At 31.2% G+C, this 22,151-nt stretch carries 31 protein-coding genes; 8 read left to right on the top strand and 23 right to left on the bottom strand.

Going from position 1 to position 22,151, the window contains the following annotated elements; genetic code table 11:
* Positions 1-141: 141 nt before the first annotated feature.
* From BTJ66_RS10415 to BTJ66_RS10425, 3 genes are all read right to left on the bottom strand, one after another.
* Positions 142-675 carry a hypothetical protein gene (locus tag BTJ66_RS10415; RefSeq protein ID WP_099090890.1) on the bottom strand — a complete coding sequence of 178 codons (534 nt, stop codon included), beginning with the start codon at positions 673-675 and terminating at the stop codon, positions 142-144.
* 91 nt (positions 676-766) lie between these two features.
* A complete protein-coding gene (locus tag BTJ66_RS10420; protein ID WP_099090891.1) occupies positions 767-1,978 on the bottom strand; it encodes a CynX/NimT family MFS transporter in 1,212 nt (403 codons plus the stop codon).
* Positions 1,979-2,171: 193 nt separating this feature from the next.
* Positions 2,172-2,687 (bottom strand): GrpB family protein, encoded by a 516-nt coding sequence (locus BTJ66_RS10425; RefSeq protein WP_099090892.1) that lies wholly within the window; start codon positions 2,685-2,687, stop codon positions 2,172-2,174.
* Positions 2,688-2,887: 200 nt separating this feature from the next.
* On the opposite strand from BTJ66_RS10425, the gene BTJ66_RS10430 reads away from it, so the two are divergent.
* Positions 2,888-4,327, top strand: a complete 1,440-nt coding sequence (locus BTJ66_RS10430; protein ID WP_099090893.1) for an MDR family MFS transporter — start codon at positions 2,888-2,890, stop codon at positions 4,325-4,327.
* 63 nt (positions 4,328-4,390) lie between these two features.
* Here the strand turns inward: BTJ66_RS10430 and BTJ66_RS10435 are convergent, their stop codons facing one another.
* Positions 4,391-5,281 (bottom strand): LysR family transcriptional regulator, encoded by an 891-nt coding sequence (locus BTJ66_RS10435; RefSeq protein WP_099090894.1) that lies wholly within the window; start codon positions 5,279-5,281, stop codon positions 4,391-4,393.
* Between the two features lie 115 nt (positions 5,282-5,396).
* Here BTJ66_RS10435 and BTJ66_RS10440 point away from each other — a divergent pair, with 115 nt between their 5' ends.
* Positions 5,397-6,560: an MFS transporter gene (locus BTJ66_RS10440; protein ID WP_099090895.1), complete on the top strand. Its 1,164-nt coding sequence runs from the start codon at positions 5,397-5,399 to the stop codon at positions 6,558-6,560.
* A gap of 108 nt (positions 6,561-6,668) precedes the next feature.
* On the opposite strand, the gene cspD is transcribed toward BTJ66_RS10440, so the two are convergent.
* The 4 genes from cspD to BTJ66_RS10455 form a co-directional block, all read right to left on the bottom strand.
* Positions 6,669-6,869, bottom strand: coding sequence for a cold-shock protein CspD (cspD, locus tag BTJ66_RS10445; RefSeq protein WP_011303913.1), 201 nt, complete (start codon positions 6,867-6,869; stop codon positions 6,669-6,671).
* A 373-nt stretch (positions 6,870-7,242) separates the two neighbouring features.
* A complete protein-coding gene (locus BTJ66_RS10450) occupies positions 7,243-7,686 on the bottom strand; it encodes a VOC family protein (protein WP_099090896.1) in 444 nt (147 codons plus the stop codon).
* Positions 7,687-7,800: 114 nt separating this feature from the next.
* Positions 7,801-7,959, bottom strand: a complete 159-nt coding sequence (locus BTJ66_RS13650) for a hypothetical protein (protein WP_167380388.1) — start codon at positions 7,957-7,959, stop codon at positions 7,801-7,803.
* A gap of 63 nt (positions 7,960-8,022) precedes the next feature.
* Positions 8,023-8,223, bottom strand: a complete 201-nt coding sequence (locus BTJ66_RS10455; RefSeq protein WP_099090897.1) for a hypothetical protein — start codon at positions 8,221-8,223, stop codon at positions 8,023-8,025.
* A gap of 109 nt (positions 8,224-8,332) precedes the next feature.
* On the opposite strand from BTJ66_RS10455, the gene BTJ66_RS10460 reads away from it, so the two are divergent.
* Positions 8,333-8,542: a hypothetical protein gene (locus tag BTJ66_RS10460; RefSeq protein ID WP_099090898.1), complete on the top strand. Its 210-nt coding sequence runs from the start codon at positions 8,333-8,335 to the stop codon at positions 8,540-8,542.
* 220 nt (positions 8,543-8,762) lie between these two features.
* Here BTJ66_RS10460 and BTJ66_RS10465 read toward each other — a convergent pair whose 3' ends face one another.
* On the bottom strand, positions 8,763-10,037 hold the full coding sequence (locus BTJ66_RS10465; protein ID WP_099090899.1) for a dicarboxylate/amino acid:cation symporter: 1,275 nt from the start codon (positions 10,035-10,037) through the stop codon (positions 8,763-8,765).
* Between the two features lie 894 nt (positions 10,038-10,931).
* Between BTJ66_RS10465 and BTJ66_RS10475 the strand changes: the two genes are divergently transcribed.
* Entirely contained in the window at positions 10,932-11,270 is a 339-nt protein-coding gene (locus BTJ66_RS10475; protein WP_099090900.1) for a hypothetical protein, read from the top strand.
* Between the two features lie 345 nt (positions 11,271-11,615).
* Here the strand turns inward: BTJ66_RS10475 and BTJ66_RS13655 are convergent, their stop codons facing one another.
* On the bottom strand, positions 11,616-11,765 hold the full coding sequence (locus BTJ66_RS13655; RefSeq protein ID WP_167380389.1) for a hypothetical protein: 150 nt from the start codon (positions 11,763-11,765) through the stop codon (positions 11,616-11,618).
* A 1,390-nt stretch (positions 11,766-13,155) separates the two neighbouring features.
* Between BTJ66_RS13655 and BTJ66_RS10480 the strand changes: the two genes are divergently transcribed.
* Both BTJ66_RS10480 and BTJ66_RS13660 read left to right on the top strand, forming a co-directional pair.
* The gene (locus BTJ66_RS10480; RefSeq protein ID WP_153043333.1) at positions 13,156-13,605 is read left to right on the top strand and encodes a hypothetical protein; all 450 of its coding nucleotides are present in this window, start codon (positions 13,156-13,158) and stop codon (positions 13,603-13,605) included.
* A 117-nt stretch (positions 13,606-13,722) separates the two neighbouring features.
* Entirely contained in the window at positions 13,723-13,899 is a 177-nt protein-coding gene (locus BTJ66_RS13660) for a hypothetical protein (RefSeq protein WP_167380390.1), read from the top strand.
* A gap of 313 nt (positions 13,900-14,212) precedes the next feature.
* Here the strand turns inward: BTJ66_RS13660 and BTJ66_RS10485 are convergent, their stop codons facing one another.
* The 5 genes from BTJ66_RS10485 to BTJ66_RS10510 all read right to left on the bottom strand — a co-directional run bounded on the left by BTJ66_RS10485 (position 14,213) and on the right by BTJ66_RS10510 (position 16,349).
* Positions 14,213-14,431 carry a hypothetical protein gene (locus BTJ66_RS10485; protein ID WP_099090902.1) on the bottom strand — a complete coding sequence of 73 codons (219 nt, stop codon included), beginning with the start codon at positions 14,429-14,431 and terminating at the stop codon, positions 14,213-14,215.
* Between the two features lie 27 nt (positions 14,432-14,458).
* Positions 14,459-14,764, bottom strand: a complete 306-nt coding sequence (locus BTJ66_RS10490; protein WP_099090903.1) for a hypothetical protein — start codon at positions 14,762-14,764, stop codon at positions 14,459-14,461.
* Between the two features lie 21 nt (positions 14,765-14,785).
* Positions 14,786-14,998, bottom strand: coding sequence for a hypothetical protein (locus tag BTJ66_RS10495; protein ID WP_099090904.1), 213 nt, complete (start codon positions 14,996-14,998; stop codon positions 14,786-14,788).
* A 111-nt stretch (positions 14,999-15,109) separates the two neighbouring features.
* Positions 15,110-15,355: a hypothetical protein gene (locus tag BTJ66_RS10500; protein WP_099090905.1), complete on the bottom strand. Its 246-nt coding sequence runs from the start codon at positions 15,353-15,355 to the stop codon at positions 15,110-15,112.
* A gap of 703 nt (positions 15,356-16,058) precedes the next feature.
* Complete coding sequence (locus BTJ66_RS10510; RefSeq protein ID WP_099090907.1) at positions 16,059-16,349, bottom strand: hypothetical protein; 291 nt, start codon at positions 16,347-16,349, stop codon at positions 16,059-16,061.
* A gap of 161 nt (positions 16,350-16,510) precedes the next feature.
* On the opposite strand from BTJ66_RS10510, the gene BTJ66_RS10515 reads away from it, so the two are divergent.
* Entirely contained in the window at positions 16,511-16,864 is a 354-nt protein-coding gene (locus BTJ66_RS10515; RefSeq protein WP_099090908.1) for a hypothetical protein, read from the top strand.
* A 91-nt stretch (positions 16,865-16,955) separates the two neighbouring features.
* Here BTJ66_RS10515 and BTJ66_RS10520 read toward each other — a convergent pair whose 3' ends face one another.
* The 7 genes from BTJ66_RS10520 to BTJ66_RS10545 all read right to left on the bottom strand — a co-directional run bounded on the left by BTJ66_RS10520 (position 16,956) and on the right by BTJ66_RS10545 (position 20,462).
* The gene (locus BTJ66_RS10520; protein ID WP_099090909.1) at positions 16,956-17,153 is read right to left on the bottom strand and encodes a hypothetical protein; all 198 of its coding nucleotides are present in this window, start codon (positions 17,151-17,153) and stop codon (positions 16,956-16,958) included.
* A 71-nt stretch (positions 17,154-17,224) separates the two neighbouring features.
* Positions 17,225-17,398 carry a VraH family peptide resistance protein gene (locus BTJ66_RS13520; RefSeq protein ID WP_153043334.1) on the bottom strand — a complete coding sequence of 58 codons (174 nt, stop codon included), beginning with the start codon at positions 17,396-17,398 and terminating at the stop codon, positions 17,225-17,227.
* 320 nt (positions 17,399-17,718) lie between these two features.
* Positions 17,719-17,958, bottom strand: coding sequence for a hypothetical protein (locus tag BTJ66_RS10525; protein ID WP_099090910.1), 240 nt, complete (start codon positions 17,956-17,958; stop codon positions 17,719-17,721).
* Positions 17,959-18,144: 186 nt separating this feature from the next.
* The gene (locus tag BTJ66_RS10530; protein ID WP_099090911.1) at positions 18,145-18,429 is read right to left on the bottom strand and encodes a hypothetical protein; all 285 of its coding nucleotides are present in this window, start codon (positions 18,427-18,429) and stop codon (positions 18,145-18,147) included.
* 407 nt (positions 18,430-18,836) lie between these two features.
* Entirely contained in the window at positions 18,837-18,977 is a 141-nt protein-coding gene (locus BTJ66_RS13665; RefSeq protein ID WP_167380391.1) for a hypothetical protein, read from the bottom strand.
* A gap of 71 nt (positions 18,978-19,048) precedes the next feature.
* The gene (locus tag BTJ66_RS10535; RefSeq protein ID WP_420801885.1) at positions 19,049-19,252 is read right to left on the bottom strand and encodes a hypothetical protein; all 204 of its coding nucleotides are present in this window, start codon (positions 19,250-19,252) and stop codon (positions 19,049-19,051) included.
* Positions 19,253-19,928: 676 nt separating this feature from the next.
* Entirely contained in the window at positions 19,929-20,462 is a 534-nt protein-coding gene (locus BTJ66_RS10545; protein ID WP_099090913.1) for a hypothetical protein, read from the bottom strand.
* 266 nt (positions 20,463-20,728) lie between these two features.
* Here BTJ66_RS10545 and BTJ66_RS10550 point away from each other — a divergent pair, with 266 nt between their 5' ends.
* Complete coding sequence (locus tag BTJ66_RS10550) at positions 20,729-21,337, top strand: stage II sporulation protein M (RefSeq protein ID WP_099090914.1); 609 nt, start codon at positions 20,729-20,731, stop codon at positions 21,335-21,337.
* Between the two features lie 549 nt (positions 21,338-21,886).
* Here the strand turns inward: BTJ66_RS10550 and BTJ66_RS10555 are convergent.
* The gene (locus tag BTJ66_RS10555; protein ID WP_099090915.1) at positions 21,887-22,150 is read right to left on the bottom strand and encodes a WXG100 family type VII secretion target; all 264 of its coding nucleotides are present in this window, start codon (positions 22,148-22,150) and stop codon (positions 21,887-21,889) included.
* Between the last annotated feature and the right edge of the window lies 1 nt (position 22,151).

The raw sequence follows: 22,151 nt of genomic DNA on the forward strand, positions 1-22,151 counted from the left end.
AAAATTTCTCAACTCACAAAGCATTCAATTCATCACTTAAAAACAAAAAACCTTTAATGTAATGACATAACCACTTGTCGCTACATTAAAGGATTTTGAAGTATTAACCTGCTAATACTTGTTTTGTTTAACCGAATCATTTTACTGAGAATTATTAAAAAATTGTAGTTCATAAATGGATTTTTCATCATAAGTGTTAAAACGATCGATAATGCCATTTAAATATAATTCTTGTGTTTTCCTACTTACATTATGCTGATAAGTTAATTTAACATTTAAGTCTGATTGGTAACCATTATTTTGAATTGTACTTTCAATTTCAGAAAAAACATCTTTATTGATCGGCAATAAATAGCCTTCTTTACTTGGCAAAATATTCACATATTTTTCTTGTAACACTTCTTGATTACCGATATAAATCTCAATCTTTATATTCTTTGCAGCGCCGCCACCAAGATTATATAATTTCAAATAATCTTGTTCTGACTTACTTTCAATACCTACATTTTTCAACTGTAACTCATCTTTATCTCGTGTTATTAATATTTGATTAAAGCCAAGCGCTGGTAAAAAACTGATCTTCATTTGGTAAAGCTGCACACTTACTGAAACAAAGTAAAAGAGTGCCATTATAAATGTACCTAGTGAACCTATAGCTGATATTATATTTATCATTGTTTAAAAACCTCCATTGTTTTTGTTGAGAGGCAGGTAATGTATTGTAACATAGTTTAACCATTTTAAAAAATAGTGTCATATCATCTAGTTAATCATCTTCAATCACTCTATTTTTAGCAGCTGGATACCCAAAAATAAAGCATAAAATTACCATTGCAATTAATGAAACGATACCTGAATCCCAACTACCTGTCGCATCATGAAGGTAACCTATTAAGAAAGGGCCTACAGCCGCAACTAAATAGCCCACAGATTGTCCAAATCCAGATAGCGAAATACTACCATCACTCGTACGTGCACGGATAGAAAAGAACGTCATACATAAACTAAAACATGCTCCCATTGCTAAACCGGCAATAATCATACCGATAACCAGTAATGCAACTGATTGCGTAAAGAAAAGACTAAAGCCGACCAAGAATAATATTGTGATAATGACAATTAAACTGCGCTGATCTTTTAACTTAGATGCAATAATTGGAAACGTAAAGGTCATCGGCACTTGCGCAAACTGGTTTAACATTAATAAATAGCCTGCTGTAGACGGATCTACACCTCTATCAACAAGAATGGATGGTACCCAGGCAACCACTGTATAAAATATCATTGATTGAAAACCCATGGTTAATGCAACCATCCACGCCAATTTTGATTTTATTATTGAAACCTTTTTAAGCCTATCTTGTTGATCTGCTATCGCTGTTGTCTGCTCTAATTGTACACCTTTTCGCGCTTTAGGAATCCAAAGTATTATGGCAATCATGGCAAAAAGGATCCAAAACGACAATGATATTCTAAATCCTAGTGGCGTTATTTCTGATAACGGAAAACTAAGCCCTCCACCCAAGCCAGCCGTAAAATTCATTGTTCCACTATAAATCCCTGTAGCAAGTCCGATTTGCATTGGGAAATACCATTTCACGTAACTTGGAAGTACAACATTACCAAATGCAATTGCTACACCAAGAATGATGGTACCAATTAAAAACAAAGTGAAATCCCCAGCCACACGTAGATATAGTGCAACAATGAGCAACATCGTAGAATACATTATTGTACGAGACATTGTTAATCGAGAAGTTACTTTTGAAACGACTGGAGAAACAACTGCAAAGATAATTAACGGTATTGTAGTTAAGATGCCCGCAACACTGTTATTAATATCCATTACTTGCTTAATTTCATCAACAACAGGGCCAACCGATGTCAGTGGTGCACGCAAAGTAGAAGCAATAAAAATAATTGCCAATACCATACCCCAACTATTATTCACTTTATTTATACGATAGGAATACGTCATCTTATACCGCCTTTCTAACAGCTCATTTTTAATCATATAATAAGGAACGGAACAGCCATCTACTTTATATAGATTTCGTCTTCTCTGTCCAACAACATTCAGCACTCGATTATAAACATTTTTATTCCTTGTACTTTCCACATATACCATCTAAATATATCCATATCTTCATTTTATTTCAATGCTTGATTATTTATTTTAGATACCATGCAAGTGCGTCTTTTTCCAATTGTTTTACAAAAGCGTCCTTGCCATCACAATATCCTTCATTATCATAGGTAAACTGTCGTGCTAACTGTATCTTTAACGCACTATAATTTCTTGCCACAGTTCCATGCGTTCTCAAATAATCTCTGACAGCCAAATGACGATTTATATCATAACGATTTGTTTCTTGAAATACATGAACATGATGCGTTCTTGGACTTTCACCCTTTTTAAAAAAGCGTCTACCTTCTATACCATTTTCACCTAATGCTTTATAACCTATATCTGCCATAGCTTCATTAAATGTATCTATATTATTTATATCATGTACGACTGGCAATATATCAATAATGGGTTTTGCATTTAAACCTGTGACCGCCGTACTCCCAATATGGTGTATTGCTACGACTTCTTTACCAAGAATTGCATTAATCTTCTGCCTTTCACTTTCAAAAAGTATTGGCCATTGTTTTTGATAGGGTTGAATTTCGATTTTCCGCATGTCACACAACCTTCCCTGTTTTAACTAGTATACATGAACAACTCGCATCCTATTATTAAAGAGCTTCCGACTGATAAATTTTTATTTTTTCAAAAAGTAATTTCAAAAAATATTAGTTTTTTAACCTGAATGGTTTGCTTTGCTAACTTAAAAAGCATAAAATTTATCGTTGGGATGTTATAAAAAGAGAGGTAATCATCATGTCGGAAAACGAAATATCAAATAAGAAAAGAAACACCATTATTTTAGTTATGCTCAGTAGTGCTTTTGTAGCAATGCTTAACCAAACGTTGCTCAACACAGCACTACCCGCCATTATTTCAGGGTTAGAAATCACTGAAACAACTGCTCAATGGCTGATTACAGGATTCATGCTTGTGAACGGCATCATGATTCCTATGACAGCATTCCTTATGGATCGATTCCATACAAGATCACTATATATATTTTCTATGAGTGCATTCTTAATCGGTTCCATCATTGCTGCTTTTTCACCGTCATTCGGCTTACTGATGTTTGCACGTGTCATTCAAGCTATCGGTGCCGGTATCTTATTACCATTAATGCAATTCACTGTCTTCACCCTCTTTCCTTCTGAAAAACGAGGATTTGCAATGGGGCTTACAGGAATTGTTGCGCAATCAGCACCAGCTATTGGCCCTACGTTAACTGGGTTCCTCATAGATACATTTAGTTGGAGAGCACCATTTATCGTTGTTGCCATAATCGCTATCGTTGCCTTTATTATTGGTATTATATTTGTTGAAAGTAACAATGAAACAAAACATACTGAATTAGATAAAACGTCTGTCATCTACTCGACATTTGGTTTTGGATTGATGCTCTATGGATTTAGTAGCGCAGGAAACTTAGGTTTCACCTCACCTATTGTAATCATTTCATTGATTCTCGGACTATTTATCGTAGGTATCTTTGTAGTAAGACAAATTAAACTCGACAATCCATTACTAAATATGCGCGTATTTGCAAATAGAACATTTTCACTATCTGCATTTGCATCAATGGTACTATTTATTGGTATTGTAGGCCCAGCCTTATTGATACCAATGTATATCCAAACTGGCCTTGGTTTGTCTGCTATCTTGTCTGGACTAGTTATTTTACCTGGTGCCGTCGTCAATGCCTTTATGTCAGTATATACCGGTAAAATATATGATAAATACGGTCTTAAAATACTAGCAGTACCCGGATTCATCTTATTAATTCTGATGACCATCTTACACTGCTTCTTAACGACAGACACACCTTATTGGTATGTTGTCATCATCTACGCTATTAGAATGTTTGCCGTAGCACTCATCATTATGCCGTTAAACACAATAGGCATTAATGCGCTAGAATCCAAAAACATTTCTCACGGTACTGCAATCATTAATTCTTTAAGAATCATAGCAGGCGCGATTGGTACAGCCATTATGATCACAATATTAACGATTGTTAGAACAAACTACACCGAACATGCCAGTAACGCACTAACAAAAGCAGAAACACTGCAACACGCTACAGTGCTTGGTATTAATGCTGCATTTGCATTTACAACTATTTTAATGATTATTGGTTTCATCTTAACCTTACTCATTCGTACTAAAAAAGAAACAAGCAACAGCCGTGAAATGTAACCTAAAAAATGCCCCTCACACTTTAATGGTGTGGGGGGCATTTTCTGTTGTACTAATACTCATTTACTGACATACATCTATCGCTTTATCTAAAAATAATTGCGCAGCTTTTGAAAATGTGTGGTCTTTGCGCCATACCAAATTATGTTTTGAAATCAACCTTGGTTCTAGCGGAATAAAAGTAAGTTCACTCTCTTTAGATGTATCAATAATACTATCCAATGTAATCGCATAACCTAGGCCTGCCTTCACCATCCAACCAGCATTATAAGCTAAATTAAAAGTACCAACTATATTCAAATGATTAAACAAGTCACCAAACCATTCTGTAAAATCATTTTTATCAATTGCTGTATCCAATACTTGTCTTGAACAAATGAGTGGTTTATCAACCAGGTCTTCCTTGATGACATCGCTTTTTTGTGCCAAAACATCATCCTTTTTAGCGATTATCCCCCAATGATCTGAAGTTGATAAATACAATGACTTATATTTATTTAAATTTACCGGTTGAATAAGTATTCCAAAATCAAGTAACCCCTTATCAAGTCTACTTGCGATATCATCTGCATTACCACTATAAATATGGAAATGAATGTTTGGATAATCATCTTGAATATCATTAAAAATATTTGCGATGACCTCCATACCTTTTGTTTCGCCACAACCAATATACACATTTCCTTCAATATTTTTATCAATCACTTTGAATTCATCTTGTATTTTATTAGACATTTCTATCAATGCTTCCGCTCTATTTTTTAGCAATACGCCTTCATCAGTTAGTTGAATATTGTGATTCCGCCTATTAAACAGTTTCACATTTAGTTCTTTCTCTAAATCTTTTATTTGTCTCGATAACGTAGGCTGCGTGATGTGTAACGCATTGGCAGCACGTGTAATACTTTCTTCTCTCGCTATTCTCACAAAATACTGAAGTGTTTTTAGTTCCATCTTATCATCCCCATAGTTATTCAGAATAAGCATAACTCTTAATTAAAAATAAGTATTTGTCATATCTTATTTTACCTTCTAAACTAAAATTATTAAAGTTTTGGAGGAACAGGCGATGAAAAATAATAAATTAGTCATATTTATCTTAACTATTGGCGTCTTCGGTATATTAAATACCGAAATGGGATTTATTGGACTCATACCTCAGATTGCTGAACATTTTAATGTAAGTACATCTACTGCTGGTTGGTTAGTCTCTATTTTTGCTATCGGTATTGCTGTTTCAGGTCCCATTATGCCTTTACTACTTTCTAAAATAGAACGTAAAAAGGTCATGATTGCTGTACTCGCTATCTTTATCATCAGCAATATCGTAACAGTGTTTACAACACATTTTAGCATTCTTTTAATTGCAAGAATCATACCAGCCATATTTCATCCAGTATATATCGCCCTAGCTTTTTCTGTAGCTTCTGATTCTGTCAATTATAAAGAAGCGCCAAAGGCTGTAGCAAAAGTATTTATTGGTGTATCTGCTGGAATGGTTGTTGGCGTACCTATTGTTAATTTCTTAGCAAGTCAATTCAATTTGTATGTTGCCTTATCCTTCTTTGCGGTTGTTAATTTAATTGTATTGATACTTACGATTATCTTTATACCTAAAATGCCGGCTAAAGCGACTGTTACTTATGTAACACAATTGCGTGTGCTTAAACGCCCTTTAACTTGGTTATCTATTATAGTATCAGTATTGTTTAATACAGCCGTTTTTGGAGTTTATAGTTATTTAACCGATTTCTTAAATATGGTCACTACCGCCCCAGGAATTGCAGTTTCCATCATTCTTTTTTTATATGGGGTATCCAATATTTTAGGTAATATAATTGCCGGAAAATTATTAACAACAATGCCACAAAAAGCGATATTTTTACTGCCATTTGCATTAATTATTGTATATGTGGCTATGTTCGAGGTAGGTTTGTACCTCATTCCAATGTTTATCATTTCAATACTTTGGGGAACATTCGCAGGCGTCTCCGCTAATATAACGCAGTATGTTATTACATCCGTTGCGCCTGATGCCCCTGATTTATCAAATGGTATATTTCTTTCAGCTGTTAATTCTGGTACATCCATAGGTACTTTTTTCGGTGGTTTATTTATCGCAAGTTTAGGTTCAAAGTTTGTTATTTTAATTGGTGTAACGGCATGTATTATAAATATTTTATTTATATTTCTAAGAAACAGGTCTTTGCGACATTTCGAAACAACTTCATAAAAATAAAAATCCCCTCATACCATTTATACCGCATGAGGGGATTTATGAGATTATCCAAATATTTTAGACATAAAAAAAAGACGAGTTATACTCGTCTTTCAGCCGTTATTATAGTTTAACAACGTTAGCTGCTTGAGGACCGCGGTCGCCTTCAACGATTTCGAATTCAACAGCTTGTCCTTCTTCTAATGATTTGTAGCCTTCTTGAGCGATTGCTGAGAAGTGTACGAATACGTCGTTTCCACCTTCAACTTCGATAAAACCAAAACCTTTTTCTGCATTAAACCATTTAACTGTACCGTTATTCATAATTAAATTCCTCCATATGTGCTTTTGCACGAATATTTGTAATCTGTCTTAAAAAATCAAAAGGAGTAAATTCAAAAGAATAACTCTACAAATCAATTTCACGAACTAAATTACTTAATACCTATTATAACGAGTATTTCTACGTTTGTACACCCCTATTTGGAAATTAGTTTTATTTCTTAAACATTCTTATCATTATATTGTCTTGACCGACTTATTTTTCTATCATACATACATTGGCACTTCAGGCTAATTCACGCTTTATATGATTAGCTGATATACTATTCCTTCTAGCAAAACACATAAAAAATAAGGAGGCGTATCTAAATCTATCCAGACACACCCCCTTATTTTTGGGCGAAACCCTTAAACACTACTTTTCAATTTTTGTATAGTCTTGACCGTGTAACATCCAGCGCACATTATATTTGTCCGTAAATGCGCCCATTTTGCCACCCCAGAACTGTTCTTCTAGAGGCATTTCAACATCTACCGCTTCTTTAACACGTTCATATAACGCTTCTACTTCTTTAGCATCATCTTCATTATTAACATCATAGTCAATCAATAAAGAAATACCGTTATTGATTTTTTCTGCTCTACCAAATGAATCAGAAGCAAGAATCGTTGTGCACGCAATATCAAATTGTGAATGCATTGTTGCATCGTCTGCATCTTCGGGACTCATATTAAATTGTACAGCTTGATCTTTACCAACTGGCAAGCGTGTAATATTTGTTGCACCAAACACTTCTTCATAATATGCTAATGCTTCTTTAGTATTTTCAAAGTTTAAGTAAGGAAATATTGCTGTCATTGTAACACCTCATCGTTTGTTTTGTACTACAATAAATATTATTACACAAGTCTCAAAATAGTGATAGTTTTAAGACAGTATTGCACAATATATTTTCTCGGATCCTTTGTTGAATTAAACCTTTTTTCTCAGAAAGTTCATTGCTTTGCTTACATATTTAGAATAATCTTTGCCCTTTTTTGCTTGAATTTTGTCAGATACTTTATATAAACCGTTTTCTAACTTGCCATTTTCAACATATTTACTTAATGTTTTCTTTAGTTTTTGTTTCATGATTCTCACTCTCCTAATTAAAACTATAATTTTAAATATCAATTTGAATCATGATTATACTACCTAACTAACCATTAAGGCTATAATTATGAACACAATAGATATCACCATTGATACAATTAAAAAAGGTGCCAAACGATCAATCATTTGTTTATATGCTCGGTCTGGTGCATCCGCTTGTTTTAATTTGAATATCCTTATCGTTAAATAAAGTGCCTCAACTAGATTTATAATTAATACAATACTAAATAATACTACTGCCATCCCACTCACTCCTTCAGGTTAAGTTATTTTATCTTCATTTTTCCAAAATTAAAATATGTGTTATCTTATACGCAACATAATCTATTGTAAAGGACTGGAGCATCTTAAAATGAGCTTGTTTCTAAAAATATTAATCGGTATTCTTTTTGTCAGTGTTGCTTCTTGGAATAATACAATATCAACGCAAAAGAAAGTCAATAAACGTGCAGTTAAACATGACACAGAACCCATGACAAGTAAACAATTTCGCTTCATGCTTTTCCTGAACATCGTTATGACTACAGGTTTTTATATTCTTTTAATTACTACTGTTTTATAAGTTAAAAAATCATTCCTCAGTTATTAAGGGGTAAAACATCTCTTCCACTACTTTTTGGTTAATACCACGCATATTACTCGCCTTAGTTCCACCCGTTAATTTACTAATTTAGTTATACCGTCTGAAATTCACTTTAACAGTTTATGACTTTTAACTTTTCTGAAGAAACAAAAACCCCTCTTATTTTAGCCATAAGAGGGATATATTTTATTTAAAATAATTAAATTGTTTTCAAATATTCTTCGCCTTGTTTTTTATCATAAACACCTTCTGTTTTAGCGATAAAGATTGTAGCTACTGAGTTACCTAACACGTTAACACATGTTCTAAGCATCTCTAGTATTCTATCCACACCTATAATCAATGCTAAACCTTGTGGGTTTAATCCAACCGATCCAAGTGTTGTTAATAAGACTACAATTGAGGCACCTGGCACACCAGCCATACCTTTCGACGTTAACATTAGTGTAATCATTAATAAGATTTGTTCACCAATACTTAAATGAACGCCATATAATTGAGCCACGAATAGTGCCGCAATAGATTGGTACATGGCTGCACCATCTAAATTAAATGAATACCCAGTTGGTAGAACGAAAGAGGCAATATCTCTCGGCACGCCAAATCGTTCCATCTTTTTCATAACCGTTGGTAATACGGCTTCTGAACTTGCAGTTGAGAATGCCAACATTAAATCGTTCTTTAATAATTTTATAATTTGTGTAATTTTCACGCCACAGATTCTTGAAACGATACCCAACACGATAAATATGAAGAATAACATAGCAATTACCACGGTTAAACACAATTTGAACAATGGGATTAACGCTGATAATCCGAAAGTTATAATCGTTGTCGTAATAAATGCAAATACTGCAATAGGCGCCAATAATAACACCTTGCCGATCATCCAGAATACAGCTTCTAACGCACCACCTAAAAAGTCTTTAACTGGTTGTGCTTTTTGTCCGATTGCAGCTAATGCAAGTCCAAAAAATACTGAGAAGAATATAACTGGTAACAATTCTCCAGAAGCAAATGCTTCAAAGATGTTGGTTGGTATAATATTAACAATTGTATCTATCAAATGATTGCCATATGTAGATTGTTCTGCCGCTTTCGCAGTAGATTCATATTTTGAAATATCACCTTTTGGTAGTAAATCGGGATTTAATCCAACGCCCGGTTTAAATAAATTACCAAAGATCAAGCCCATAAATATCGCGAAACTTGTCATAATAATGAAGTACAATAACGTCTTACCACCGTAGCGTCCAATTGTTTTAGTGTCTCCTACGTTTGAAATTGATAACGCTAAAGAACAGAATACGATTGGTACCACTAACATTTTAATTAAATTTATAAATACATCACCGAATGGTTGTATATAATTAATAATATCTTTATTTCCATGCAATATACTTCCTAAAATTACCCCTAGAACCAACGCTATGATTATTTGTGTCGGCAAGTTTATTCTTTTTAAAACTTTCACTCTTGTTCATCCCCTTTTTCAACCTAACATTGTCCAAATGCTAGTTTTCTACAAAATATATTTTATCACAAACAAAATTCCACTCATATATTAAATTTACATGATTTTAAGAATTTTTTTAGTTTTTAATTTCACTCAGCTATTAGATTGAGTATTTATGCATGATATTCAAAAGCCATTCTTCTTAAAAACCTCTGCCAAAAGTTGTATACAAATCACTACATTAAAGTACACAAGCACTTTCGCAATTGCCCAAACATTTGTAGCTTCTACACGTTAAAGATAATCATTACCCTTCTACGTTAACTAAAAGACACATACCCGAACACCTAGGAACGACTTACAATTTGCCATTCACATGACACACCATTGTACAACATCCAATCATCTAGGGATTATTTAAATATACATTAAATTTAAAATTGAAGGAAGTTTAATCAATATAGGATGATAATTATGCTCGAAAACAAAATAATTTCAGACTGTTATATCCAGCAACTAATGAACTTGCAACAAAATCTATAAGCCTCGTATTTTTAGATATGGATATTGAACAAGATGATTTCGTCCAATTATTTTTAGCATTCATTTACTATGTGAATAATCATAAAGCAAAGAACTACAATATAATACTTTGATTTCATTGGTAGATGACACGCTGCCACAAGATGTCTTACACATGATCAACCATAAAATCATTATTGATTTTGCTAACAATGATTTATCCGCATTACAACCTATCGCTAAAACTATTAAATCTGCGCTTTATCGACAGACAAATCACAGGCTTGCTATTTAGTAGTACGCACTATTATTTTAAAAGGTTTACGCAGTTTGACAGTTTTTTGGATATAAGTTACATTTTATTCCAATAAAGATTTAGGAGTATTTAATATGAAAACAATTTTATTCTTCATCTCAATCTTTGTTTTTTCAATAATTTGGCAAATCATCATCACTAAGTATTTACCAGATGCAGCCACTGGAAACAAACAGGATCACTCAGGCTATAGCGAAAAGCAGCGTTCCATTATCTTAGAAACGTTAGCAAGAACTTGTATTTGGTTAGTTTATTTTCTAATTATAACCATGCTCACAAGATATTTAGGACAGACACAGTCAACTTTTGATTTGATGTCAGAGTATCCATCACTCATTACTTTTATTGCGTTGATCATTTTAGGATGTATGAATTATTGGTTTGTAAAGAAAAAATATAGCACTACAGACTGATTCCATTAGCCTGTTACTCAAAAAGCGACTTTTCATTTTTGAAAAGTCGCTTTTTGAAATACATAAAAATGATTAAATACTGTTGTCGCATTCAGTAGAAATCAAAAATTGTGAAGACTTAGATTTTGCATATTTTTACGTATGCTTCTTATTCAATTTCGGTAATTATTTTCTTACTTACATTGGTACCATATATATTGAATAAAGTGCTTGCTAAATAAACATCATACTAATACTAACTTTAGATTATTTGGTTTTCTTAATACGTGGGATTAGCTAAAAGCGCTATGCTCATACGCAGATACACACCTCAAACCGAAGTCTAAACAACTAAATAAGACATCACTATTTCTTTCTAACTTCGCCATCTTTATCTTTTTTATAAAAGATTTTATTTAAAAATGTAATATCTGCTAAATAACTTAAAAAACTTCCCCCAATCACATCTACAATAAATGAAATGATTGTGGCAAATACCTTTCTAAGAACTTTCATATAAACACCTCATTAATCAATTAATTCTAAAAGTTCAATCAACTTATGCACCGTTTAAACATTATCTATAACAGATTAAGCTATGGCGATAATAAGTAATATATTCATTATTAGACGTCTTGTTTATCTAACATAGCATGTGTTGTGGCAATAAACCCACCTCATATAATCAAGGCCACCAGAACCAGTACATATAATCTGTGAATTGCCTATTAATCAAAAGATAAAATTAACAATCCAAATACTAATAGTAAAGCTTTCAAAATCACTTTATTTGTCATAGTTCCACCGACTTATACATTTTATTCCCAATGCCTTTACCCATAAAACTTTACCAAAATTGTTAGCAACCTAATTATAAATTAACATACTCCTAATAACACCTATAATATGAAGAAAATACACGCGCTATCGATTAACCATAACAGTTAAATACTTGTGTTATTCGACGTAATAAACTAAGACACAAAAAAAGAGGAAAGCACGTAAGCGCTCCTCTCCAAATGTATGACAAGTACATTTTATATTCTTACTATATATTATTTGAAGTTGTCTTAACCGTCTAAAACAACTATTAAGTCCATATTATAAGCAAGACAATAAATAATACCCTGCTAAATTATTCATAAACAAAATAGGTCTCGATTATTTCTATATAATTAGATAGAATCATTAGCATCATACCCTATAAAAAATTAACCACCCTAAAAAAGGGTGGCTGAGAAGTTTGTCTGGATACACACCTTAAGGCGCATACCAGACCCACTCTGTTACAACACCCTAAGGTGTGCTCATCAATATTATATCAAAAACAATTTATTGTAAACTAAAATACAACTTCCTATTTACAAAAGACCCATCCACATATCAATGTCGCTATTCGCTTATCTTTTAGCTTTAAATAACGCCACACATTTTCACTAATAAGCGTCTACAAAAACATGTAATTTTTTGAACTTTTCTTCATTCTTTTTTACATCATTAACTACAGATTCACTACTACATAGTCTAGTTCTAACACCTTCTGTTGATACTACATATAATACACTAAAGAAATAAATATATTTTTACAAACATATGGCAAAATATAATTTTTTATTATACAATTATTTCAAGGTTACAATTTGAATAAAATAGACACACCGTTTCATACAACTTTATGATTAAACTGTATGAAAAATTCAAAGTATTTTTACTTGCTATTTCTGATGAATTTTTTGATACTTTAAATGACAAAGCTTATGATAGAGATGCTCAGACTTGCGATTAGACACGTAAATCTAATGACTAAACTCAATGTTATTACGCATCATCCAGAAATACATACACCTCGTTTTAATATTACTCGATACATAATCAAATACTGTTTGAGTAGCTTATTTTATAAGGAGTGGCAACTATCGACTATTTAACTAACTTGCCAGGCAAATGGTACATCATAGGCTCTACATTTAAAATGTGGACTTCAGGAAAAAAAACAAACCCTTCTATCACTTATTCAATATTAAATTCAGATCCATTAAAAATACTTGATAAAGTACAGTATCAATCAAAGGGAAAGACTAAATCCATCGTCGGCTATGACACTTTGAAGAAAGGCCTATTCATTTGGAGAGGAAAAGGGATGTTAAAACCTTTCACAAGCGAATGGGAAACGCTTTATATCGATTCAGACATACTCATTATTAAATTTTCATCTACATTAGTAACGCCATCTGGGTTAGATGTATTACTACGTGATAGACAAAATGCCGCAACATACAAGAAACAACTACACGCTCATCCAACTTCGTTTAATTTAAAAAGTGAGACAGTTCAAGAACTCAAATGGCTATATTGATTATAAGCGTCATTGAAACATTGCTGACAGCAAGATAAAGCAGCGCAAGCCGTGACCATCTAATGTTTTATTGTTTATGTAGTAAATTTAATTTTTGATTAAGGGGAGCTATAAAGATTGAAACTTTTAAATTACAGTATTGAACATGATGCGTACAATGAATTAGTAACGATACATGCTGAAACTAATAAAGGGAATGAATTCAGTTTTACATTTGCTGACACCCACACCCTACGCGAAGTAAAAAACAAACTAGAAGAACTTTCTAATAAACTGGATAACGATTCAAAATAATATCTTAAAGGCCTTCAATAGTATGAAAAACTGACTTAAAAACACTATATCCCATCTCAGAACGATTGACAGATAAAAAGCTATTTATGAATGACTACCACAAAGACCCCCTCTTAAGCTTAAGAGGGGGTCTTACGTGATGATTATATCACTCCGAAGTGTGATGTAATAGCTATTCATAAGTTTTTAAAATGCGATTACATAGACGCTGATTAGCCTATTCAGAAAAATCATAACCCTTTGTACCCTTAGGAATATCTACCATAGCATTTAACACTTTGAAATTTCACAATTTCAAACATTCAAGGGCAAATCAAGAAATCAGCGTATAAACAACTGTAACTAATACCAGTAAAACAAGCATCAAACTATTCGTGATTCCAACTTTTTTGAGTTTTGCTTTATATACATTATCAGAGACTTCATTTTTCTTCTTACTTAAAATAAAATAAAAAGTAAAGACAGAATAGCTAATGAACAAGATGAGTGAAATCACAAATAAAATTAAAAATATCAATTTCAGTATATCCATAGTAATTATCTCCTAGTTCTAATTGTCTTATGATTCGCTAGTCAAATAAACTATCCTCTTCTTAAACTCAAGCATAGCCTCATATTTTTCCTTTGATGCCTTTTCAGACAATAATACATCAAGTGATGCATCATATAGTTTGTAAGCATCTGTTTTCTTTTCCTTGTTCGTTGCACTGTAGACATCGCCTATTTCCTTAAATAGACTCGCACATTTATTTAAATAGATAAGTTCTTCTTTATGAGCATCTCGATCAATCAAGCCATCTCTAATACCATATTTAATGGCATAATATAGTAAGATAGCTGATAAAATTATATAGATGAAAACCAATGGAACACACCTCTCGACATCTTATATTTCAACATTCAGAAGATACCACAACATTAAATAATCCTCATCCCTCTTTTCCTTCCATTCCTTAATCATGTAATAGCAGTTCACTAACGCAACAATCAAAGCCCCAACACCCATAGCGATGGAATTAGCATAAAATGAATAAATAGCAAAGATGAGTGCACCTATCAAAATAATTAACGATACGCTTATCTCAATATTTTTCCACATATCAATAACCCCCTATTGTTTTAAACTCAGTAACAGAATAATTTGTCTATTATTAAATAATCCAAATCAAAAAGCAAAAAACCTAACCTAATGGCAAGCACTTTTTCTATACTAGAAAAATATCGTTTTAAGTAACGCAATAATAGATAGAAGCATAGCTGTGTATGCTAGATATACATTTTTCATTTTAATTATAACTCCACAAAAGCCTAAACATAATATTCCTATCATTGTTAGAATAGGCGATACATTATATTTACTAGGTACAATATAAAAAAACAAACTCATAAATATGAACCAAGATCCTATTGCCAACATTAAATCAGCAATATAAGAAAACTTACTATCTTTTTTCATTATTATTCCCCTCTTTGTAAATGTACGATTACAATTAGCCAATGTGCTTCTATTTATTCTTGTTCATTATTTCTTTGCTTGTTTAAACAAACAGCTAAATAGGCCATACCTATACACAACCACATACCCAATATTGCTAGCAACATACCTAATTCACCTTTAACTCTGCTTATTTTCTTATAGATATTTTACAAACCAGAAATCAGCTTCACTTTAACATACTTTTTATTAAATATATATTGCATACATATAAAAAAACTGCTTCTATTTTGAAAGCGGGGTACAAACCATTATTTATAAGCCTTTGCGTTTAATTTGTCTATATACAAAGACGATTGCAACTATTAAAGTTATACAATCAAGTATCTTTATAACAACAGAACCAAATTCTATTATTCCCATTTGGAAAAATGCGCCAATGATAGGCAAGAAAAAATTAAACACGATTAAAACTAATAAAATTGCTAGAATAACTTGCTGTGATTTTGGGATAATATCTCCCCCTCATAATTAATCATCACTTTAATACAGGTGGTTTCATTACTTTTTATCATTAGAGTTAGAAAAAAATAAAAATGCACCCAAAAACAGTAAAGGGAATATAGCGAACAAACGTACTTCAAAAGAATTATTATCAAAAATTATTGGTAAAGTAATATAAATTAGAAAAGTTATTATCAAAAATATTAGATAGACTCTTTTATTAGTACTCAAATGTATAAAACCTACAATTCAATTGTGGCAATTGTCTAGTGATTAATGATTGAACGAGTGGTAGTGACATTATAAACACTTGTATTGGAACTATTAATCCATCATTTATAATGCATAATTTAATGGATTTCAGTCTTGAAAATTTCTCAACTGAGTTAGATATGCCTTTGATTACTTCTTTCATATCAAACATATACATAATTGCAGCAGTTAAAATCACACTACGCACACGAAACAAGTATACCTTTATAGAAATGAATCCTGTTTTAATGTTTAGCATTGTTTCCCTCCACATTTTATGTAGTTCACAACCAATGTTACACTAACATAACTATCATATAAAGTTGTTAAGTGTATGCTAAATAATAAAGGTAAATTTGTTGAAGTAGTTAAAACCGTTACAGGAAAATGAAGTCAATAACTTATTTAGGAGTGAAAATAATGTTTGAAAATAAAGATGATATAAGATTACTTTATCAAGCAGTTTCAGAACTAGCTGAAATCGTAGGACATCATCCTTACAATACAAAATCAATAAGCCTTTTATGTTTAGACTTAGGCATCACTCTTGATGAATATGAAAAAGTATTTATGGCATTCTCAAGGTTGTCTAATAACAAAAATACTGATGCTATGCATATTGAAGAATTTAAGGCTATACTAATTGAAAATGTAGCTAAATATGATGAACTAACAGACTCTCAAGCTTTAAGATTTATAGAAGGATATGCTAGAAATTATATCCCTGAATTATTGCCATATGCAGAAAAGTTATATCTTGATTTAAGAGTATAAAATAAGAGCTTAGCTTTAAATTGCTAGGCTCTTTTAATTTTTTTCCTCTAACGGAACATCATCTATATGCATTGTCATATTTGGTAGTTTTTTAGTTTCTATTATCTCTTTTATCGAAATAAAAACTTAAGCGTATAAATATTAAACCTATAATTATGAATATGCTATGACCTGCAATTTCTAATATAATAGCTCTATTTAAATCAAGCGCATTAAATACAATAGGTTGTATAATTATGATAGCCAACAAATATAGGACTACTTTAATAGAAGTGAAATACTTTGCCACAATAATACACTCCTCGCTATGTATTCTACTTATCCATTTCCCTATATAATATAGACGTTCTGACAGAGCGACTACTTTTGCAAAACATCTTCATTAAGGATTAAAAATGCGATAATGCCAATTGGTACACCTAACAAAGGAGTTACGAAACAACTTGCAATTACCACATACAAAATCAGCATCCAAACGTCATCTGATTCCCATTTTTTATTTAACAAATAGTTCCACATTTCTTTTATACTCATAACAACACCGCCTTCTTACATTTTAGTCAATTTTATTTAAATACAGATAATCAAATTACCAAACATAACAAAGAATACTTTCAATCAATTCAACGGATAGATTGTTATTTTATATAACCTTTTCATATGTCTTTAGCTTGGCTTAATGGTACTCTAGGAACCTCTCTTATTTCACTAATGATTTGTCTTGAAGCCGCCCGTGTGTTACTACTAGATATACAACATTTCCAATTTTCACAGAACATAGTTCGTCACTTTTACCAACGTTTAAAAATTATGTGCCGTAGTTACTTTCTCATTAATTCCTTAGATTTTTTATCTTAAGTAGTAGAAAAAAATCCTGTTAAAAATGCCATAGCTCCTAAAATCACACTTAAAATAAGTAAGCCATTTAATTCTTTTTCTTCAAATATATTAATCAATTCTAATTTACCTAAACTACTCCAAATTCTATTGTGTCCAAAATGAATCCCTGTATAATTAAAAAAAATAGCAACTAGCACTACTACGACAAAAACAAAAAGTCCATCTTTGAGACCAGTTATAAACCTATTTTTCATTATATTCCCCCTAACGACAATTATTACAAATTTAATTTCATACTAACATAATTATAATAAAACTTATATTGCCTATATGTCTAAATTATGTACCAAATTGTCTTATCATCATTAATAAATGCAACAATAAGAATACCACCCACCAGTATTTATACTTATGGGTGGCATGGAAATATTAGTTTCAAATTATAGGACTTCAAACAATATAATCCATACAACTATGGCCAATGCTAATATTAATGCTTTGAATAGTTTTTTATCGATAATTAGCGGGATGATTTGTATTATAACTGATAGATAAATGAGTAACGTACCTACTGGAGCCATATAAGGTATATCACTAGGCATCACGTCTATAGATAAAGAAATAATCATCATGATGATAAACATGAAAATTGATATGCTAAATAGAGTAATAGAAATCATATCAAATCTCTTCTTCATTGTTCCGCGCTTTTTACTGTCTTCCATAGTAACGCTCACCTTTATATTTATTATAGAAATGAAAAGGAAATATTTACTAATAATTATTTTAGTACTGGAGTTCTTCCATTCCAATAGTGCTTTTATTTCGAATCTTATCTACTGCTGTATTAGATAACAAATGTAGAAGGTCGCACTTAGAAAACATATTATTCATCAATAGCCTTGCTTTTAACCTCATTATGATTATTTCTATCTTTTTATAATCTTGTGTAGAAGTACTTTGCGGACTACATCCAACCTTTACTACTAATTAGATTTCATACTAGAATTTCAAAGAAGTATTCCCAGTCTATGCTTCACTTGACGTTTCCAATTCCACAACCACAAAAACAATCACCCAGTCATATGTATGGATGGTTAGAATAGTCTTTTAAAGTATTGGGTTTATTATCTCATTCTTTTTTGTTATCCATAAAATACAATGACAATAAAGCAAAAAAAGCACTAATAATCCACAACCCAGAAATATAAAATAAAATAGCTGCTACCCCAGAGAAAGTAATCTTTAAAATTTTCAAATCTTTTTTCTTCATAACTTACCACCTTCACTTTATTTTTATCCTTCTCCTACAAACCATACTCCACAATTAATCAATTGATATTTTTAATTCCTTTGGTCATCTCTAACTTTCATAGATTTCGTAACTAAATAGATTGCATTTATACCTATTATAAGAACGTAAAGTATTAATATAAACAAATTATCTAAACGCATAATGAAAATAAGCCCTAGCATGAAAAAGACATTTAACACAGTTGATATAATAAACCCTTGATCTAGTTCGTCATTATTTTTCAAAACAATCACACCCCTATATAAAATAAAAAGCTATCACTTGTTGTTTGCAACTTAATGTTAACAAAAAAAACAAGGCAGACGCATAAGCGCCTACCCTGAGCAGTATATTATAAGCAACGATTACATTTCATAGTAGCGATAATTCATAGTCTATTCGACTACGAATACATTGTTCGCAATTTTTAAGTTCAATCATTTAATAAAATAGCCATCCATACGAACGGCTCAAAAAAGGATAAAGATCTAGAGGAACTTCACGAACACAATTCTATTACATACTATTAAACAGTCCGATACTATTTACGTATCTCAACACTATTCATTCGATTTAATTTTATTGAATTTGTATATAACAAATATAATTACAATTATTATTGTAAGAAGATCAAAGGAATGTGTAAAAGCATCTCCAAACGTTTTATCTTGCCAAAAATAGCGAATGATGAATAAAAGTGTTGAATGAATGAACAATGCAATAAACATGTATATCATTGGTTTATCAAGTATCAAACCAAAAACCAATATGAATAATAGTACCAATATAGTAAGAATAAGCATGATGATATTTGGAGTAAACAAACTATACCTCCATTCATAATATCAAACCCACTCTTATTACCAGAGAAAGTGGGTTATCTTTTTGTGTTGGAATTCTATACACTATTTCTTTATAGTATTAGGCAATTTAATCTACATATTCCATCAGTATATCCCCAATTAAAACAACTATAACAATATCTGCTAGTATAATTGGCATGCTAAACGGTACTGAGAAATTTAATAATAAAGTCCCTATGTAAAAAATAGCTATAGCAATTAACAACTGAATTACAACACAAAATAATTTGCTCCCTCTCATTTTCATGAAAATGAGTCCTACAAACAATACAAAAAGTAATGATAAATATAATGTAATACCAGTTAAACCCATCAACTCTTCTGATTTAGAGTTAATATGAAAGAACGGTATAAAAGTTAATGTCCTATTTATAAATAAAATAATACCGCAAAAAACTATAATACCAACAAAATGAATACCTAAACTTTTAATAAACAATAGTAATTTACTTCCTGACTTTTTAGAACCAATCGATATAAACACATCTATTATAGCAGCTAACACAATTATTAATACAAATACTATTAAATAAAATTGGGAATACTTGCCCATAAATAGATCAATAAAAAAGCCTAAAACATCGTATAATCCACTTAGCATAATTTTCTCCTTACTTTTTTAATAATATTGAGCATAACCCACAAATATATTAACATATTTTTAAAAACTTATATTGTCTATCTGTATAAATTGACTTCCTAAGCATCTTATCAGCATTAAAATATATAACAATAACAAAACACCCACCAGAACTTATACTGATGAGTGGAAGTTATAAAACTTTATTTGAATCACCTATTAATTATAATAAATATTTGATAGTGTAATATTAGTTACATAAACAATCTTTATTAAATGGAGGAAACATGCTTAAAATTCATGATGCTACTTATATCAAAAGAACATTAAGCTTTTTAGCTACAACATTATTGATTTTCATAATAACCTTTATTTTAGCCATTATATTTAGCCCGTCTGCTGAAACCATTAAAAACATATTTAATGGTATACCTAAAAATGTGGCCAATGCAGAAGGTTTACAAAAAGTTTGGGAATATATATTAAACAATGGCTTTAGAGTTCCTTTTCAAATGCTGATACTAGCTATCATTCCAATTCCTTTTTTATATTATTTAAATATAATCAGTACAACAATTTCTCCTGCTATAGCTTTAGGATTTGCAGTTAACTTTGATAATTATAAAGGAATTATGCTAACCATATCTGCAATTCCTCACTTCTTCATAGAAATATTAGCATTTTGCTTTGTTGCTAGTAGCCTATTCAAATTAAATCAATCTATTATCAGAAAGATTAGCAATCTTTTAAGAAAAAACAAAAAACAGAATCTTTCTATCAAACTAGCAATAACTAATTTAATAAAAATTTACATTTTTATTGCTTTACCTTTATTTATAGTAGCAGCATTTGTTGAAAACTATTTATCAAAATTCATATTTGATTTACTCACTTAAAATAATAAGCCCACTATCATTGATAATGGGCTTATTTCTAATCCTCCAACGGAACATCATCTATAAATTTAGTTCTATTAGGGTACTTCTTATCCATTTCCTCTTCTGTTTTATCATCCCACTCAATCCTAAATCTGATCCTATGGATATTCGTAGGTTTTCAAGAAAACATTATAAAGGTGTTTGTTAGCATAATTTAATGCTTCCCAGTTCATTCCCTTGCCCTTATTATCAAAATTATGACCTTTTTGCTCTTGAAAAACTACTTACATATTGAGTTGAATTATAATAATTTCATATAAAAGTACCCACCTCAATTAAGTTATGTTTTTTCTATTTAAAACCATCCATTTTTTCTTGTTTTACTTGTTGATAACCGAACAGACCTGAAATTGTTAACAAAATAATTTTCACAATAAACTTAATTACTGATTTAAATTTATTCATTTTTACCAGCCCCTTAAAACTGTTTTTACTACAATACCCATTAGTCTAAACAAAAAACACCCACCAACACTTCTGCTGATGGGGGATTTTAAGTACTGTCTTCTAATTTACTTTAAATGAATCGACTAAAAATTCAAAATCCGTATTCATTTCAATATTCTTACTTTTTAATTTTGTTACATTAGTTTGTGCAGCTTCACTTGCTTCACCCTCAAATGCCCCATCTAGCGCTTGTCCCGCACTATTGATGACTTCAATGATTTGTTGAATATCATTTTTATGTGATTCTACATCTGATTTTGCTTGCTCTACCATATTTTCTGTTTCTGATCGCATAGCTTGTTTTAATTGTTCCAGTCTCGCCAAT

Origin of the sequence: Staphylococcus edaphicus (assembly GCF_002614725.1) — a bacterium.
Lineage (GTDB): Bacteria > Bacillota > Bacilli > Staphylococcales > Staphylococcaceae > Staphylococcus > Staphylococcus edaphicus.